The organism is Streptomyces sp. NPDC104313 (genome assembly GCF_055583985.1).
The window spans coordinates 127,199-143,081 of record NZ_JBVJMW010000006.1; the positions used below are offsets into that span (position 1 = coordinate 127,199).

Below are 15,883 nucleotides of genomic sequence, written 5' to 3' on the forward strand. Positions count from 1 at the left end.
GCATGGGACCGAACTCCGCCGCGACCGGGGCCACCGGACCGAAGACGATGAAGGCGGCAGTCCTCACCGCCCATCGCACCATCGCCCACCAGGACACCGCCGCCCCCGGACACGGCCCCGGAGAGCTGCTCGTCCGGGTCGACGCCACCGGGATCTGCGGCTCCGACCTCGCCGCCTACCGCGGCACCCACCCCTACAAGACGGCGCCCGCCGTCCTCGGCCACGAGTTCTCCGGGACCGTGGTGGCCGTCGGCGACGAGGTGACCGGCTTCGCCGCGGGGGACCGGGTGTGCTCGGCGGCCTTCTCGCACTGCGACGCCTGCGCCGAGTGCCTGGACGGCGCACCCCACCTGTGCACCCGGAAGCTGAATCTCAGCCACCTCGACTGGACCGGCTCCTTCGCCGAACTCGTCGTCCTGCGGCCCAACATGGCCCATCGGCTGCCACCCGGCCTGCACCCCGTGGCCGGCGCCCTGGTCGAACCGCTCTCCATCGGCCTGCACGCGGTCCGGCTCGTCGGCGAGGGCTCCGGCCGCGGCGTCCTCGTCCTCGGCTCCGGCACGATCGGCCTCAGCTGCCTGATCGCCGCCCGGCAGCTCGGCCACGCCACGGTGGTCTGCGTGGACATCGGGCCCGAGAAGGGCGGACTGGCACGCGGGCTCGGCGCCGACGCCTACGTCGACGCCCGCGAGGGCGACCCGGTGCCCGAGGCGCTGGAGGCTCTGGGCGGCCGGGCGGACGTGGTGGTGATCGCCGCCGGCTACCCCGGGGTCACCGACCAGGCGCTGCGCGCGGTGCGGCCAGGCGGCGACATCGTGATCGTCAGCTACTTCGAGGACCGGCACCCGGTCGACCTCAACGCTCTCGTCGGACGTGAGGTGACCGTGCACGGATCGGCGCTGTCCACCCCCCGCGACTTCGCCGAGGTGATCGCCCGGCTCGCTGCCGGGACCCCCGACGTACTGCCCATGGTCACCCACAACTTCGCGCTCGCCGACGCCGGTTCGGCGCTGGGCCTGATGGACCGGGCCGATGTCCCCACCGGCAAGATCATGCTCCATGTGACCACTGACCAGCACGAGTTCACGAACGGGTGGAGCCAATGAACGACGGCATACGCGCAGCGGTCATCGGAGGAACCGGCTACACGGGCGGCGAAGTGTGCCGCCTGCTGCTGGGGCACCCGGGGGTCGCCGAGATCCTGCCGACCTCCCGCCACGAGGAGTCCTTCGAGCGGACCCACCCGAACCTCCTCGGCTCCGGGCTGCGGTTCCACGACGCCGACGAGGTCACCGCGGCCGCCGGCGAACTGGACGTCGTCTTCCTGTGCACGCCGTCCGGCGAGGCCATGCGCCGGGCGCCCGGACTGATCGAGGCCGGGACCCGCGTGATCGACCTCAGCGCCGACTTCCGGTTCGCCGACCCGCAGGCGTACCGGGCGGCGTACGGCACCGAGCACACCGCCCCCGAGCTGCTGCCGGAAGCGGTGTACGGCGTCACCGAGTTCCACCGGGACCTGTTGCCCGGCGCCCGCCTGGTGGCAAACCCGGGCTGCTACGTCATCACGGCGCTGCTCGGTCTCGAACCACTGCTGTCCGCGGGCTTCGCCGATCCCGGCGCACTGCTGCACATCGCGGCGGTCAACGGGACGACCGGCGCCGGCGTCAAGCCCCGCACCGAGATCCTGCACGCCGAGGTGTTCGGATCGATGCTGCCGTACAGCCTCCAGGGCCACCGGCACGCGCCCGAGCTGGAGGACCGGCTGTCCGGCCCGGCCGGCGGGCCGGTCACCGTCGACCTCAGCACCGCGCACGGCCCCTTCGCCCGCGGCATTCACATCCAGGCGAGCGTCCGCGTCCGGGAGGACCTGCGCGAGGAGCTCTCGCGCGAACTGCTCCTCACCCGCTACACCGAGCGCTACGGCGCCGGAGCCGAGGGCGAGTTCTTCGTCCGGGTCAACGCCGAACCCCAGCTCGGCGGACTCACCGGCAAGGACTACCGCAGGTACCCGGGCGTCGCCGGGGTGGTCGGCTCCAACTTCTGCCACATCGGTGTGGACTACGACGCACGGCGCGGAGTCGCCAAGGTCGTCTCCGTCAGCGACAACCTGGTCAAGGGCGCGGCGGGTTCGGCCCTGCAGAACATGAACGTGATGTTCGGGCACGACGAGACGACCGGGCTGCGCACCTATGGCCTCTGACAGCGGGTGGGCCGACCCGCTCCACGGCGTACCGCTCCTGAGCGCACAGGACGTCACCCCGGGCGAACGCTGGATACTCTCGGCCGGGTTCAACGTGGACGCGGCCCTCACCAGCACCGGCCGGATCGACAGCGAACTGGCCGACCTGCGGCGGCTCTCCGACGCGGGCGCACGCGTGGCGGTGCTGTCCCACCAGGGCAGCCACCGCGACGGCACGGCGACCGCCCTGGACCATGCCGCCGGCCACCTCTCGCGGCGGTTGGGCCGACAGGTGCGCTACGTCCCCGAGAACGCCACGGACGCGGCGGTGCGGGCCGCCGAGGCGCTGGCACCCGGTGAGATCGCCGTGTTCGGCAACACCCGCCACCACGCGGGGGAGGAACGGGAGGACCCCGGACTGGCCCGGCGGTTCGCCCTGCTGGGCGACACGGTCGCCGTGGGCGGCTTCTCCAAGGCCCACCGCGCCCATGCCTCCAACACCGGTGTGCTGCGCCTGCTGCCGGGCCGTGCCGCACAGAGCCTGGAAGAGGAGATCCGGTTCCTCGCGCCCTGGGCGAGCCCCCCGGAGGGGGTGTTCCGCGCGGCCGTGCTCGGCGGGCGCAAACCCGAGAAGACCCTGGTGGGCCTGGTCCACGCGATGCGCACCTGCGACCTGGTGGTGCCGGGGGGAGTGGTGCTCAACACGGTGCTGCGCGCCCGGGGCCACGAGCTCGGCGCCTCCGATCCGGGCAGCGAGCCCGATGCCTGCCTGGAGGCCGTACGCGGAGTGCTGGACGCACCGGCGAGGGCACGGCTGCACCTGCCCAGGACGGTGTGGGTGGCACCGGTGGACGGGAGGCGGATCGTGGGTGAGGCCCGGCCCCTGGCCGTCGTCGGCGGAGTGCCGGCCGGACACGCCGTCGTGGACTTCGACCTGGAACCGTGGGCGGCGAAGTCACTGGCCGGCGCCGGCTCCGCCGTGCTGGCCGGGACCCCCTCCCGGTACCTCGACGGGCAGACCAGGTCCGCGGACGCCGTCCTGTCCGCCCTGTCGCGCACCCCCGGGGCCGCACTGCTGCTCGGCGGCGACACGGTGGCCGAACTGCCCTGGGAAGGGCCGGTGTCGACGGGCGGAGGCTCGGCGCTGCAGCTGCTCGCCACCGGCACCTGCGCGGTACTCGACGCGCTGCGCGACAACGCCCGCCGCGCCGGAACCCGTACGGAGTCGCCCCGCGGTGTCATGGATGGAGTGAGCACATGAAGCTGGAACTAGGCGTTCCCACCCACGTGGAGTTCGGCCGCGGTGAGCTGGACCGGGCCGGGACCCACGCGAGGGAGCTCGGCACGCACGCGCTCCTGGTCACCGGGCGGAACGCGGCACGCTCCCACGGTTATCTGGACCGCGTCGTGACGTCCCTGGAATCCGCCGGGGTGCGCGTCACGGTCTTCGACCGACTGTCGGCCAACCCGCGGTCCGACGAGGTGGACGAGGCGACCGCGCTGGCCCGCGCGAAGGGCTGTGACCTCGTCGTCGGCCTCGGTGGCGGCAGCGCCCTGGACGCGGCCAAGGGGGTGAGCGTCACCGCGCCCGTCGGCGGCAGTGTCCGGGAGCTCATCGGCGCGACGCTCGGCCCGCAGGCGCCCAGGCTGCCGCTGCTGGCCGTGCCCACGACGGCGGGCAGCGGCTCGGAGGTCACCAAGGGGGCGATCATCACCGACACGGTGCGCCACTTCCGCTCCGGCATCCGCGGGGACGCCGTCTTCCCGCGTACGGCGATCGTCGACCCCGACCTCATCGCGTCGCTGCCGCGCCCGATCATGGCGGAGACGGTCTTCGACTCCTTCGCCCACGCCGTAGAGGGCTGCGTCGCGGCCCGCGCGGACGAGGCGAGCCGGGCCCGGGCGCACCAGGCCATCGGGCTGATCGCCGCGCATCTGCCGGCGGTGCTGAGGGGCGAGGACTCTCCCGAGGCCCGTGAGGCGTTGTGCCGGGCGTCCCTGCTCGGGGGTGTGAACGTCGCCAACGTCAGCACCTGCCTGCCCCACCGGCTCCAGCAGGCCATGGGCTCGCTGCCCGGGATCGACCTCTCCCACGGCCGGGGTCTGGCGGTGCTGTACCCGAGCTGGCTGCGGTACACCGCACCCCTGGTGCCCAAGGAGTTCGCCGCGGTCGCCGAACTGATGGGCGGCGACACCGTCCACGACGCGGTGGGCGGGCTGCTGGCCTCGGCGGGCCTGACGGCCCGGCTGCGGGACTGCGGGGTGGCCAAGGGCGACCTCGGCCGACTGGTCGACGGCGTGACGGGCAACCTCGACAACGACCCGGCGGGCCAGGTGGACCGCGACTATCTGTTCACCCTGTACGCCGAGTCGTTCTGACGGGCCCGCCCGCCCGCGGACACGCCCTCAGCGGGCGCTCAGCGAGGTGCCGTCCTGGAGGGCCACCGCGTCCGGCGGGCCCCAGTCGGCCGGCGCCCGCCAGTCACGCCACTGTTCCCACCAGCACGCGCCACGCTCGAGGAGGTCCACGACGGAGGCGGCCGCCGCCCGCACGGCGTCCGCCTCCTCGGCGTCGAAGCCGCCCGTGCGCACCCGTTCCTCGAAGTGCTCGACGTCCTTCCACCGGTACGGGGAGCCGTCGCCGGGGATGACCAGGTCCAACTCGTGGTCCAGTGTGTCGAATCCGAGCTCTGTACGGACCAGGGGCGCCTGGAAGTTGACGTACCACTCCGACAGGGTCCCGTCCTCCGCCCAGCGGCCCCACACCGCGTAGCCGTCCCCCGGGCGCTGCAGTTGCAGGACGCCACTGGACTGCCACACGTGCTCGAACTCGAACCAGGGGTGCAGCCCCCAGCGGAAGTCGCCGCGCCCGAAGGTGAGCGGAGTGCCCTGCGCCAGGTGGACGGCGAGCACCCGCTCGTCGTCGCCCGCGACCCGCGTCGGATACACCAGCCAGGGACGGCCGTCCAGGATCTCGCGCCGGACGATGACCTCACCCCTACGGAACCGTGACCTCATGAGGGCTCACCCTAATGGGTCGCACGACGGCCCGGCAGGCTGATCTTCCGGGCCGCCACGATCGCTCCTGATCCGTGTACGGCCGGGGCCCGTTCCCGCAGGCCCCGGCCGTACACGGATCAGTCGGGTGTCACTCGGAGCGCAGTCCGTCCGGGCGCATCATGCGCCACAGCGGCGGCAGCGAGAGCAGGGTGACCAGCAGGATCAGCGCGCCCCCGACGCCCGCCATCGGCCAGAACAGCCACCAGTCGGAGACCTCCTTCTGGATCAACCGGACGAGCAGCGCCCCGAGGCCCAGCCCGCCCGCGACCGCCAGTGCGAGGCCGAGCACCACCGGCACGGCGGTCTGCCACAGCACCGACCAGCCGAGCGTGGAGCGCCGGGTGCCGAAGGCGACCAGCACCGACAGCAGCCGCCTGCGCTCACGCAACTGCTCCAGCTGGGAGACCAGCATCGACGAGGCGATCAGCAGCAGCACCGCGCTCGCCCCCACCTGGAGCCCGGTCTGGACGCTGGCGTACTGGCGGTCGCGTTCCACCGAGTCGAGGGTGACGAAGCGCATGCCGGGATCGATCCTGGCCGCCGTGTTGCGTACGTACTCGGCGACGTCCGGCACGCTCCGGTCGACCCGGATCTGGGTGGTGATCGTCGCCCCGGGCAGCTTGCCCGCGTCGATCGCGCCGATGGTGGCCATGATTCCCCAGTGGGGGTCGCCCATCGGGTCGTTGCGGCCCGTCACGGTCCGGGAATCGGCGGGCAGCGTCCACTTCATCGGCTTCTTCCCCGAGCCGACGTCGAGCACCGTACCCTTGCGGGCGGTCTCGTCGACCCAGGCGGTCATGTCCTTGTCGTCCCGCGGGTGGACGACGAACGCGTCGCCGTCCGCGCAGGCGTCGATCCGGGCCAGCTCGCGCAAGGTCTCGCAGGTGCCGATGGTCAGCGAGGTGGTGGGCTGGACGGCGTCCTCGGCGTAGTCGCCGGGCCTGCTGGCGAACGTTTGCACCGAGCCGATGACCACATCCACGCCCTGGGTGGCGCGGAACTGCTCGATGGCCGCGGTGGCCCCTTCGCCCGTGACGTTCTCGGAGTAGCCGGCGAACTGGGCCCGGGTGGGGTCCTGGCCCGTCATCCGGTTGAAGTCGGCGTTCATCGAGGCGAACAGCATCTGCAGGGCGATCGCTCCCGCGACCGCCACGGTGACCCCGCTGACCGCGCGGGACGCGGCCCCGCTGCTCAACTGGAGCCTGCGGGTGGCGAGCTGCCAGGGCACCGGGCCGCCGCGCAGCCGCTTCACACAGGCCTCGACCAGCCAGGGCAGCAACAGGGCGAGCCCGAACAGCACCAGCACGGCGCCCGCGGTGATCGGGAACGGGTTCACCGGTGCGTACTCCTCGATCCGGCCCCAGAGCGCGAGCACCGCGAGACCCGCCAGGGGTACCGGGAGCCGCCACCACAGGCGGCGTCCCCGGTCGCGCGCCCGGCGCACGACGCCGAGCGGCTCGATCAGCACGGACCGCATCGCCACCAGGGTGACGAGGACGGCGGTCAGCGGCACGGCCACCCCGATCAGCGTCGCCAGTCGGAGGTCGGGCACCAGGTCGGCCGGGAACGCGCTGACGTCCCAGATCTCCACCGCGCCGACGAACTGCCGGCCCACCAGGAAGAACGCCAGGCCGATCAGCAGCCCGAGCAGCGCACCGAACAGGGCCTCCCCGGCGGCGATCCGACGGGTCGTGCGGATGTCCGCGCCGACCAGGCGCAGCGCGGCCAGCCGCCGGTCGCGCCGGTCGCCGCCGAAACGCACGGCGGTGGCGATGAAGATCGCGACCGGTGCCAGCAGCACGACGCAGACCATGATGACGAGCACGATCAGCAGGGGCGGGAGGGGATCGCCCTGGCGGTCGTCGCCGTACGCGGCGATCCGGTGGGCGCCGTTGGCCGGCGTCAGGGTGTCGTTGCCCGCGTAGTAGAGGAGATCACCGGGAGAGTGCAGCCCGGCGTCCCCGATCGTGCCGGTGATCCCGTACGGCAGCCGCTCCCGCAGCAGCTCGTTGCCCGGCTCGGCGAGCAGCTCCCGCAGGGCGGGGGAGACGACCATCGTGTCCGGCGCGGGGAAGCGGTCGACCCCGGGCGGGAGGACGGGCGTCGAGCCGTCCGGGCGCATCAGAAAGCCCGAGACGGTCCGGTCGTGGTATTCGGTGGTCGCGTTGATCCGTAGCACCGAGCTGTCCGACTTCGTGGCGTTCGCGTCGGGCGAGTCGGAGATCCGTGCCTCGCTGCGGGCCTGCTCGCGCGCGTTCCGCTCTTCGAGCAGATGCGGTACGGAGGAGGCGAGCAGCAGCAGGGCGACGCCGAGGCCGACTCCGACGGCGGTCAGCAGCGTACGGATCCAGCCCTCGCGGCCCCCGGCGGAGGCGAACCGGATGCCGAGGCCGAGGTCGCGGAGGGTCACCGCGCCCCGCGAGGGCGACGCCGGACGCGGGGGCGCCACGGGCCGCTTTTCTTCGAGCAGCGTCATACGGCGTGCTCCATGTCGCGGGCCCGGCCGTCGCGAACGGTGACGTCACGGTCGGAGTAGGCGGCGACCCGGGCCTCGTGGGTGACCAGGACCACGGCGACGTTGGCGGAGCGGGCGGCCTCGGTGAGCAGCTCCATCACCCGCTCGCCGTTGAGGGAGTCCAGCGCGCCGGTCGGCTCGTCGGCGAAGATCACCTTCGGCGACGCCGCCAGCGCGCGGGCCACGGCGACCCGCTGGCCCTGTCCGCCGGAGACCTCGCCGGGACGCTTGGCCCCGAGGTCGTCGACCTCCAGGCGCTCCATCCACTCCAGGGCGGCGCGTTCGGCGGCCTTGCGCTTGACGCCGTTCAGCCGCAGGGGCAGGGCGACGTTCTCCACACAGGTCAGCTCCGGGACCAGCTGACCGAACTGGAAGACGAAGCCGAAGTCGCTGCGCCGCAGGGCGCTGCGCTCGGCGTCCGACATCGCGGACAGCTCGCGGCCCGCGTAGGTGATGGTGCCGGAGTCGGGCGTGATGATCCCGGCCAGGCAGTGCAGCAGGGTCGATTTGCCGGAACCGGAGGGCCCCATCACGGCGACGACCTCGCCGGGGTGCACGGAGAACGACGCGCCGTCCAGGGCGGGCGTCGATCCGTAGGTCTTGCGCAGATCGTGCGCGGCGAGAAGGGAGCCTTCGGGGATCACGGAGCCACCACCTTGGCGAGCTGGTCGAGACGGGCAGAGGTCAGTTCCAGCCAGCGCAGATCGGCTTCCAGATGGAACAGGGCATGGTCGCAGATCAACTGGTCGGCGAGGTCGCCCTTGCGCTTGCGGTCGGTGAGGACGCGCATCATCCGCAGATGTGCCGAGCGCTGGGTGTCCAGCAGATCGGCCGCGCTGCGGCCGGTCAGGAGCGCCAGGACGACCTTGGTGTAGAGCGTCGACTGGAGGTAGGGCTCCGGCTTCTCGGGCTGGGCCAGCCAGTGCGAGACATCGGTGATCCCGGCGTCGGTGATGGCGTACCGCTTGCGCTCGGGGCCTCCTTCGCTCTCGACGCCGTCGACCTCGACGAGTCCGTTCTTCAGGAGCCGGGACATCGTCGAATAGACCTGGCCGTAGTGGAGCGGGCGGTCCTGGCCGAACTTCTCGTCGAAGGTCCGCTTCAGGTCGTAGCCGTGTCGGGGGCCGGACTCCAGGAGTCCGAGGAGGGTGTGACCGATAGACATGAGGAGAACTGTACACGGTGTGTATACCTGCTGTGTATACGCGTCCGGAAAGCGACCCCGGCCCATGGAGTGGGCCGGGGTCGCGGTGTTACGGGGTGTCCTGGCACCCGGCTCCGGGCGGGAGCTGCGGCGTGTCCGCCCCCGCTCCGGGCAGGGGCCAAGGTGTGCTCGCCCCGGGCTCCGGTGGGGCTTCCGGCCCCTGGGGCGGCTGCTTGGGCGGCCGCCCCCGGCGGGCGATCGGACGGGCCGCCCCCGGCAGCCGGCCCGCCTCCGCGAGCGCCCGCCGCAGCAGGAACTCGATCTGGGCGTTGGCGCTGCGCAGTTCGTCGGAGGCCCAGCGGGCGAGTGCGTCGTGCACCGCGGGGTCCAGTCGCAGCAGCATCTGCTTGCGCTGCCGCGACCGGGACGCCGGCGTCCGCCGGGGGGGCGTCTGGTCGGTCACTGGTAGAGGGAGCCCGTGTTGAGGACCGGCTGGGCCGCGCGGTCACCGCACAGCACCACCATCAGATTGCTGACCATGGCCGCCTTCCGCTCGGAGTCCAGCTCCACGATGTCCTGCTCGGCGATCCGGGCCAGGGCCATCTCGACCATGCCCACCGCTCCCTCGACGATCTGCTGGCGGGCCGCCACGACCGCGCCGGCCTGCTGGCGCTGGAGCATGGCGGAGGCGATCTCCGGGGCGTACGCGAGGTGGCTGAAGCGCGACTCGATGATCAGGACGCCCGCGGCCTTCACCCGGGCGGTCAGCTCGGCGGCCAGCTTCTCGGTGATCTCCTCCGCGTTGCCGCGCAGCGAGAGGCCGTCCTCCTCGTGGGCGTCGTACGGGTACTCGATGGCGATGTGCCGCACGGCCGCCTCGGTCTGGGTGGAGACGAACTCCCGGAAGTCGTCGACCTCGAAGAGGGCCTGGGCGGTGTCCTCGACCTTCCAGACGACGATCGAGGCCAGCTCGATCGGGTTGCCGTAGGCGTCGTTGACCTTCAGGACGGCGGTCTCGTGGTTGCGGACGCGGGTGGAGATCCTGCGGCTGGAGGTCAGCGGGTTGATCCAGCGCAGCCCGTCGGCGCGGATGGTGCCGACGTAGCGGCCGAAGAGCTGGATCACCCGGGCCTCGCCCGGAGCGACCATCTTCACACCGCTCATGCAGAAGAACGAGGTGATCACGAGGAGCACCCCGAGGATGAGGAGCGGGACGCCCACCGCGTTGTTGCCGCCCGACCCGATCACCCCGCCGACGATGGCGAGGCCGACCCCGGCGAACACGCCGAGCACGGTCAGGAGCAGGCCGACGCCGCCCGGGATGGAGTGCGCGGTGACCTCCCTGACCTGGGGTGCGGGCATTTCAGGGGCGTCGATGGAGAGGTCGTCGGCCGGTGTGACCGGTGCGCCCGGGCGGTGATCGTCGTGCTGTGCGGCCATGGGATCCCCCGTTCGGCGCGGTAGAGCACCGCGCTAGCAATGTGATTACACATTATCGGCTTTCGCAACCTTGTCCACCTCTGGGGAGTCGGTTCCTAGGGAACGGGTGCTGATTGTCACGTCCGTAAAAGACCGGATCGCTTGTCTTTTGTCCCCGTCGGCGGTGTTAGCTGGCAGGTCTGAGTGAACTGAGGAAACCGAGCGAGCCGGTCGAGCAGAGAAGCGGGAGCAACACACCAATGGGTCGAGCGGATGCGCGACGAGCCCAGGCGCGGGAGTCGCGCAGGGCGCCGAGGAGCGGCGGCATACGCGGACTCTTCACGTGGAAGAAGCTGCTGGGCGCGTTCTTCGGGATCGTCCTGCTGGGCATGGGAGCCTTCGGGGCGCTCTACGCGTACGTCGACGTCCCCGCCGCCAACGCCATGGCGGAGCGGCAGAGCAACGTCTACAAGTACAGCGACGGCTCGGTACTCGCCCGGACCGGCAAGGGCGTCAACCGCCAGATCGTCGACCTGGACGAGGTGCCCCGGAAAGTCCAGCGCACCTTCGTGGCCGCCGAGAACAAGTCCTTCTACCAGGACCGGGGCGTCGACCTGAAGGGCACCACCCGGGCCCTCCTCAACACCGTCAGCGGCAAGGGCAAGCAGGGCGGCTCGACCATCACCCAGCAGTACGTGAAGAACTTCTACCTGACGCAGGACCCCACCGTGAGCCGCAAGCTCAAGGAGCTGGTGATCTCGCTCAAGGTCGACCAGCAGGAGTCCAAGGAGACGATCCTCGCCGGGTACATCAACACCGCCTACTACGGACGCGGCGCGAGCGGCATCCAGGCCGCCGCCCAGGCGTACTACGGCGTCGACGCCAAGGACCTGGACGTCTCCCAGGGCGCCTACCTCGCCTCCCTCCTCCAGGCCCCCAGCCAGTACGACTGGAACACCGCCACCGACACCGGCAAGAAGCTGGTCAAGGAGCGCTGGGCCTACACCCTGCGCAACATGGTCGAGATGAAATGGCTGACCGAGTCCGAGAAGGCCGGCCTGGAGTTCCCCGTCCCGCAGAAGCCCAAGCCCGCCCAGGGCATGGAGGGCCAGGCCGGCTACCTCGTCGAGGCCGCCAACAAGGAGCTGGACAAGCAGGGCGTCTCCGCCGAGGACCGCGACGCGGGCGGCTGGACCTTCACCCTCACCGTCGACAAGAAGCGCCAGAACGCGCTGGAGAAGTCGGTGGAGGACCAACTGGAGTCCAAGCTCGACCGCGAGGGCGACAAGGTCGACGCCACCGTCCAGGCCGGCGCCACCTCCGTCGACCCGAAGACCGGCAAGGTCGTCGCCCTGTACGGCGGCGAGGACTACATCAAGCACTACATCAGCAACGCCACCCGCCAGGACTACCAGCCCGCCTCGACCTTCAAGCCGCTGGTGCTCGCCTCCGCCCTGGAGAACGAGTCGAAGACGCAGGACGGCAGCCTGATCGGGCTCAACACCATCTACGACGGCACCAGCAAGCGGCCCGTCGTCGGCAGCGACACCCCGTTCGCCCCGCAGAACCAGGACGACCGCAGTTACGGTCCGGTCTCCGTCCAGAAGGCCTTGAACAGCTCGGTCAACTCCGTCTTCGCGCAGATGATCGTGGACGTGACACCCGCCGCCGTGAAGGAGACCGCGCTCGCCCTCGGCGTACCGGACAAGAACTTCCCCGAGCGCCCCGCCGTCACCCTCGGCACCATGAACGCCTCGACCTGGGACATGGCCGGCGTGTACGCCACGCTCGACAACCACGGCCGGAAGGTCACCCCGCACATCCTCCAGTCCGCCGAGCACCGCGACCGCACGGTGAACGCCGAGAAGCCCAAGCGGGAGCAGGTCATCAGCCGCGCCTCGGCCGACACCGTGACCAAGGGGCTCACCGGGGTCGTCGACGCCGGTTCCGGGGGCGCGGCCAACAGCCCCGCCTACGACGCGGCGGCCAAGACCGGCACCTCCGAGGACAACAAGTCGGCCTGGTTCGCCGGGTACACCCCGGAGCTGAGCACGGTCGTCGCCCTCTTCGGCGAGGGCGACGGCGGCCGCAAGCAGGTCTCCCTGACCGGTACGGCCAACTCCGGCCGCGCCAGCGGCAGCGGCTTCCCGGCCAGGATCTGGGCCGACTACACCCTCGGCGCCCTCGGCGGCGGGTCCGACAGGACCTTCGACCTCCAGGACGTGGAGCGCGGCGAGGTGCCCGCCCCGCCGACACCCTCCGGGACGCCCTCCGAGGAGCCCACCCCGTCCAAGACGCCGACCCCGTCGGACACGCCCTCCGAGACACCGAGCCGGACACCCAGCGAGACGCCGCCGTCGACGACGGCTCCGCCCAGCAGCCCGCCCACCACCACGCCCCCCACGAGCCCGGAGACCCCGCCGCCCGGGGACGGCGACGACCGGCCCGGCGAACGGCCGGGCGGCAACGGAGCGGCCCCGCAGTGAGGCCCAGGCGGTAGGAGGTGAGGGGGCGGGGCCCGTGGGCCCCGCCCCCTCACCTCCTACCGCCTGCCTGCCCCCAGCGGGGCCCTACTGCCCCCGGGTCGCCATCTCGAACCAGACGACCTTGCCCGTCGACAGACGCGTCGCCCCCCACCGCCGGGCCAGCCGGTTGACCAGGAAGAGCCCGCGCCCGCCCTCGTCCGTCTCCCGCGCCCGGCGCTGCCGGGGAAGCTGCGGGGAGTCGTCGCCGACCTCGCAGCGCAGGATGTCGGTCCGCAGCAGCCGCAGCGTCACCGGCCGCTCCGCATAGCGCACCGCGTTGGTGACGACCTCGCTGACCAGCAGCTCCACCTCGTCGGCCAGCTCGTCAAGACCCCAGCGGCTCAGCGCCCGCCGGGCGAGGCGGCGGGCCCGGCCCGGAGCCGCGTCCTCCGGCTCCAGGTACCAGTACGCCACATCGCTCGGCGCGATCCCGTCGAAGCGGGCGGCGAGCAGCGCGATGTCGTCGTCCCGGTCACCCGGGCCGAGCATGTCCAGCACGTCGTCGCACAGCGCCTCCAACGGCGGCGAGTGGTCCGGGCCGGTGAGCTGCGCGGTCGCCGCGAGACGCTCCCGCAACTGCTCGATACCCGTCCACACGTCCCGCAGCCGCGACTCCACCAGACCGTCGGTGTAGAGGAGCAGCGTGGCGCCGGCCGGGGCGTCCAGCTCGACGGCCTCGAAGTCGACGCCGCCCACCCCGATCGGGGCGCCCGGCGGCACCACCAGCACCTCGGCCCGCCCGCCCAGGTGCAGCAGCACGGGCGGCGGGTGTCCGGCGTTGGCGATGGTGATCCGGTGCGCGACCGGATCGTAGACCGCGTACAGGCAGGTCGCCATCCGGTCGCTGCCGAGGCGCTGCGCCTGCTCGTCCAGGTGGTGCAGGACCTCCTGCGGCGGCAGGTCGAGCTGCGCCAGGGTCTGCGCCGTCGTCCGCAGCTGGCCCATGATCGCCGCCGACGTCATGGAGTGGCCCATCACATCGCCGACGACCAGCGCGACCCGGCTGCCGGGCAGCGGGATCGCGTCGTACCAGTCGCCGCCGACCCGGGCCGTCTCGGCCGCCGGCAGATAGCGGGAGGCGAGCCGGACGCCGGTGGGCTGGGGAAGCGAGTCGGGCAGCATCGTGCGTTGCAGCTCGTCGGCGATGTAGGCCTCGCGCCCGTACAGCACGGCCTTGTCGATGCCGAGCGCGGTGTGCGTCGCCAGTTGCGCCGCGACCAGCAGATCACTGGCCTCGAACGGGGTGCGTTCGGTGCCGCGCACGAACACCGCGGCCCCGATGACCCGGCGCCGGCCGCGCAGCGGGGCGAGGATCGCCCGGTGCCCGGTGGGGACGGACCGGCCGGGGCCGAGCAGCTCCGGCAGGGCGGCCCGCGCCGCGGCGGAGTCGCCGAAGACCGGCCGCACCCCGCGCAGCACCTCGGCCAGCGCACCGCCCGCCCGCACCTCGCACAGCTCGGCGGCGGGCATCAGGTCGGCCTGGGGGTCCAGGACGAGCGGACGCAGCCGCTCCACCTCGGAACCGGCCACCGTCTCGCTGCCCTCCTCGTCGCTGACGCGCAGCCGGTCGCTGCGGCGCAGCCGCAGGACGAACGGGCTCACCGGGCGCTCGTCGCCCACCGGGAGCGGGTCGCGCAGATAGACCAGGATCGCGTCGGAGAACGTCGGCACGCTGGCCCGGCACAGCCCGAGGACGATCTCGTCCAGGTCTATGCCCCGGGCGATCCGCCGGGTCGCCGCGCCGACGAAGCGCAGCCGGTCGCCCTCGCGGCGGGTGGCCGCCTGCGCCTCCGCGACGGCGGCCGCTCCGGGACCCGGGTTCGGCGCGGCGGTCGGAGCCGGGACCGCGGCAGCGGCGGCCGCTGCCGCCGCGTCCTGCTGCCGGGGCCGGGTGCGCTCCTGCTGACGGGCAGCCAGAGGCTGCCGGCCTTCGTGGGAGGTGGGATGCTCCGTCACGCGTGGGATTCCGTCCGTCCGGGCCGGTTGTATGAGGCAGTCACCTCGTGTTGGGGCGTTACTGTGCCCCGGCAAGCGCGGGAAGAACAACGGCTGTCACCGGATGCCCCCGATGAAGGGGCCGAAACCGAGCGCCCCGGAGATGGCCGACAGGCGATCCCTCCGGCGGCGGACGCGGCGAGAGGGCAGCGGACAGCGTGCACGTCTCCACCCCCTCGTAGTGGCTCGCGACCGAGCGGAACGTCCGGGCCGGTGGCCCGTCGCTCCGCACGACCGGTGTGGTGACTTGTGGTCAGTTCCGGTGTGGTGCCCGCTGGTTGCGGCGATCAGCCCTCCGTGCGACCGGACCTGCCGACCGGACCGCCCGAAGGGTCTCTCCAGGGTCTCACGACGGCATACGGGCAGGGGTGCGGTCCCAGTCATCCGGCAGCGGTGGTACCCGCCACCGCGGATCGGGCCGCCAGTGCTCCCAGCCGTCCCGGAACGGAGCCCCCCACCCGGTGATCACCTCGACCGCCGCGAGGCCCGCCTCCCGGACCCGCGCCGCGGTCTCCCGGTCCATCAGGCCGACGTGCTGCGCCTGGGCGAACTCGTCCTCGTCCAGCCATTTCCAGCTCCGGTCGGGGTTCACGGAGATGTCGAGAAAGTGATCCTCGGAATCCACCCCTCCGGACCACCGGGTCCGGGGCTCCTCCAGATTCACGTACCAGTTGCGGAACATCCAGCCCCGGTCCCAGAACAGCCACACCGACCACGGGTCCCCGGGCCTGGCCAGCTTCAGCACCCCGGAGCCGAACCAGGTCGAGCGGGCCGTGGTGCGCGGAGCGGTGTAGCGGGTGGCCAGCGGCTCGGCGTGCACCTGGGTGCCGTCGGCCAGCACCGGCCGCACGCATTCGGTGCCGGGAGCCATCCAGACGGCGAGCAGCTCGTCGGTGTCCTGGACGACGGTCACCGGGCGGCAGATGTGCACGGGCGGGGCGCCGGCCGTCCGGTGGGCCCGGCCGTTGTCGCGGTAGCGCCAGAGGATCCGGTCCCCCGGCGCCCAGCGTGCGTACTCTCCCGTACCTGTCATGGAGAGAGCTTAC

The 15,883-nt window shown here is 72.4% G+C and carries 13 protein-coding genes; 5 read left to right on the forward strand and 8 right to left on the reverse strand.

Features of this window, described 5'->3' with window-relative positions; translation table 11 throughout:
• Positions 1-2: 2 nt before the first annotated feature.
• The 4 genes from ACZ60Q_RS16250 to ACZ60Q_RS16265 are packed head-to-tail and all read left to right on the forward strand — an operon-like array spanning position 3 to position 4,558.
• Positions 3-1,106 (forward strand): zinc-dependent alcohol dehydrogenase, encoded by a 1,104-nt coding sequence (locus tag ACZ60Q_RS16250; RefSeq protein ID WP_469634156.1) that lies wholly within the window; start codon positions 3-5, stop codon positions 1,104-1,106.
• Positions 1,103-2,200: an N-acetyl-gamma-glutamyl-phosphate reductase gene (argC, locus tag ACZ60Q_RS16255; protein ID WP_469634159.1), complete on the forward strand. Its 1,098-nt coding sequence runs from the start codon at positions 1,103-1,105 to the stop codon at positions 2,198-2,200. Before ACZ60Q_RS16250 ends, argC begins: the two co-directional genes overlap by 4 nt.
• Positions 2,190-3,440, forward strand: a complete 1,251-nt coding sequence (gene pgk / locus ACZ60Q_RS16260) for a phosphoglycerate kinase (RefSeq protein ID WP_469634162.1) — start codon at positions 2,190-2,192, stop codon at positions 3,438-3,440. The genes argC and pgk overlap by 11 nt, the downstream gene beginning before the upstream one ends.
• Positions 3,437-4,558 (forward strand): iron-containing alcohol dehydrogenase, encoded by a 1,122-nt coding sequence (locus ACZ60Q_RS16265; protein WP_469634164.1) that lies wholly within the window; start codon positions 3,437-3,439, stop codon positions 4,556-4,558. The genes pgk and ACZ60Q_RS16265 overlap by 4 nt, the downstream gene beginning before the upstream one ends.
• Before the next feature lie 27 nt (positions 4,559-4,585).
• Here the strand turns inward: ACZ60Q_RS16265 and ACZ60Q_RS16270 are convergent, their stop codons facing one another.
• The 6 genes from ACZ60Q_RS16270 to ACZ60Q_RS16295 all read right to left on the reverse strand — a co-directional run bounded on the left by ACZ60Q_RS16270 (position 4,586) and on the right by ACZ60Q_RS16295 (position 10,338).
• Positions 4,586-5,197 carry a ribonuclease FAU-1 family protein gene (locus ACZ60Q_RS16270; protein WP_469634167.1) on the reverse strand — a complete coding sequence of 204 codons (612 nt, stop codon included), beginning with the start codon at positions 5,195-5,197 and terminating at the stop codon, positions 4,586-4,588.
• A 130-nt stretch (positions 5,198-5,327) separates the two neighbouring features.
• Positions 5,328-7,715, reverse strand: a complete 2,388-nt coding sequence (locus tag ACZ60Q_RS16275) for an FtsX-like permease family protein (protein WP_469634170.1) — start codon at positions 7,713-7,715, stop codon at positions 5,328-5,330.
• Positions 7,712-8,398 (reverse strand): ABC transporter ATP-binding protein, encoded by a 687-nt coding sequence (locus ACZ60Q_RS16280; protein WP_469634173.1) that lies wholly within the window; start codon positions 8,396-8,398, stop codon positions 7,712-7,714. The genes ACZ60Q_RS16275 and ACZ60Q_RS16280 overlap by 4 nt, the downstream gene beginning before the upstream one ends.
• Positions 8,395-8,919 carry a PadR family transcriptional regulator gene (locus ACZ60Q_RS16285; RefSeq protein ID WP_018956160.1) on the reverse strand — a complete coding sequence of 175 codons (525 nt, stop codon included), beginning with the start codon at positions 8,917-8,919 and terminating at the stop codon, positions 8,395-8,397. Before ACZ60Q_RS16285 ends, ACZ60Q_RS16280 begins: the two co-directional genes overlap by 4 nt.
• A gap of 88 nt (positions 8,920-9,007) precedes the next feature.
• The gene (locus tag ACZ60Q_RS16290) at positions 9,008-9,361 is read right to left on the reverse strand and encodes a type II toxin-antitoxin system antitoxin (RefSeq protein WP_469634176.1); all 354 of its coding nucleotides are present in this window, start codon (positions 9,359-9,361) and stop codon (positions 9,008-9,010) included.
• On the reverse strand, positions 9,358-10,338 hold the full coding sequence (locus tag ACZ60Q_RS16295; protein WP_469634179.1) for an SPFH domain-containing protein: 981 nt from the start codon (positions 10,336-10,338) through the stop codon (positions 9,358-9,360). The genes ACZ60Q_RS16290 and ACZ60Q_RS16295 overlap by 4 nt, the downstream gene beginning before the upstream one ends.
• A 239-nt stretch (positions 10,339-10,577) precedes the next feature.
• Here ACZ60Q_RS16295 and ACZ60Q_RS16300 point away from each other — a divergent pair, with 239 nt between their 5' ends.
• On the forward strand, positions 10,578-12,803 hold the full coding sequence (locus tag ACZ60Q_RS16300) for a transglycosylase domain-containing protein (RefSeq protein ID WP_469634182.1): 2,226 nt from the start codon (positions 10,578-10,580) through the stop codon (positions 12,801-12,803).
• An 84-nt stretch (positions 12,804-12,887) separates the two neighbouring features.
• Here the strand turns inward: ACZ60Q_RS16300 and ACZ60Q_RS16305 are convergent, their stop codons facing one another.
• Positions 12,888-14,798: a SpoIIE family protein phosphatase gene (locus tag ACZ60Q_RS16305; protein WP_469634186.1), complete on the reverse strand. Its 1,911-nt coding sequence runs from the start codon at positions 14,796-14,798 to the stop codon at positions 12,888-12,890.
• A 385-nt stretch (positions 14,799-15,183) separates the two neighbouring features.
• Positions 15,184-15,870: a cytidylyl-2-hydroxypropylphosphonate hydrolase gene (gene fomD / locus ACZ60Q_RS16310; RefSeq protein WP_469634189.1), complete on the reverse strand. Its 687-nt coding sequence runs from the start codon at positions 15,868-15,870 to the stop codon at positions 15,184-15,186.
• Positions 15,871-15,883 lie beyond the last annotated feature (13 nt).

Bases quoted from the DNA above. Each gene is read 5' to 3' on its own strand.
- ACZ60Q_RS16275 (WP_469634170.1), bottom strand. From the start codon at position 7,715: ATGACGCTGCTCGAAGAAAAGCGGCCCGTGGCGCCCCCGCGTCCGGCG.
- pgk (WP_469634162.1), top strand. From the start codon at position 2,190: ATGGCCTCTGACAGCGGGTGGGCCGACCCGCTCCACGGCGTACCGCTC.
- ACZ60Q_RS16295 (WP_469634179.1), bottom strand. From the start codon at position 10,338: ATGGCCGCACAGCACGACGATCACCGCCCGGGCGCACCGGTCACACCG.
- ACZ60Q_RS16265 (WP_469634164.1), top strand. From the start codon at position 3,437: ATGAAGCTGGAACTAGGCGTTCCCACCCACGTGGAGTTCGGCCGCGGT.
- fomD (WP_469634189.1), bottom strand. From the start codon at position 15,870: ATGACAGGTACGGGAGAGTACGCACGCTGGGCGCCGGGGGACCGGATC.
- ACZ60Q_RS16270 (WP_469634167.1), bottom strand. From the start codon at position 5,197: ATGAGGTCACGGTTCCGTAGGGGTGAGGTCATCGTCCGGCGCGAGATC.
- ACZ60Q_RS16250 (WP_469634156.1), top strand. From the start codon at position 3: ATGGGACCGAACTCCGCCGCGACCGGGGCCACCGGACCGAAGACGATG.
- ACZ60Q_RS16285 (WP_018956160.1), bottom strand. From the start codon at position 8,919: ATGTCTATCGGTCACACCCTCCTCGGACTCCTGGAGTCCGGCCCCCGA.
- ACZ60Q_RS16300 (WP_469634182.1), top strand. From the start codon at position 10,578: ATGGGTCGAGCGGATGCGCGACGAGCCCAGGCGCGGGAGTCGCGCAGG.
- argC (WP_469634159.1), top strand. From the start codon at position 1,103: ATGAACGACGGCATACGCGCAGCGGTCATCGGAGGAACCGGCTACACG.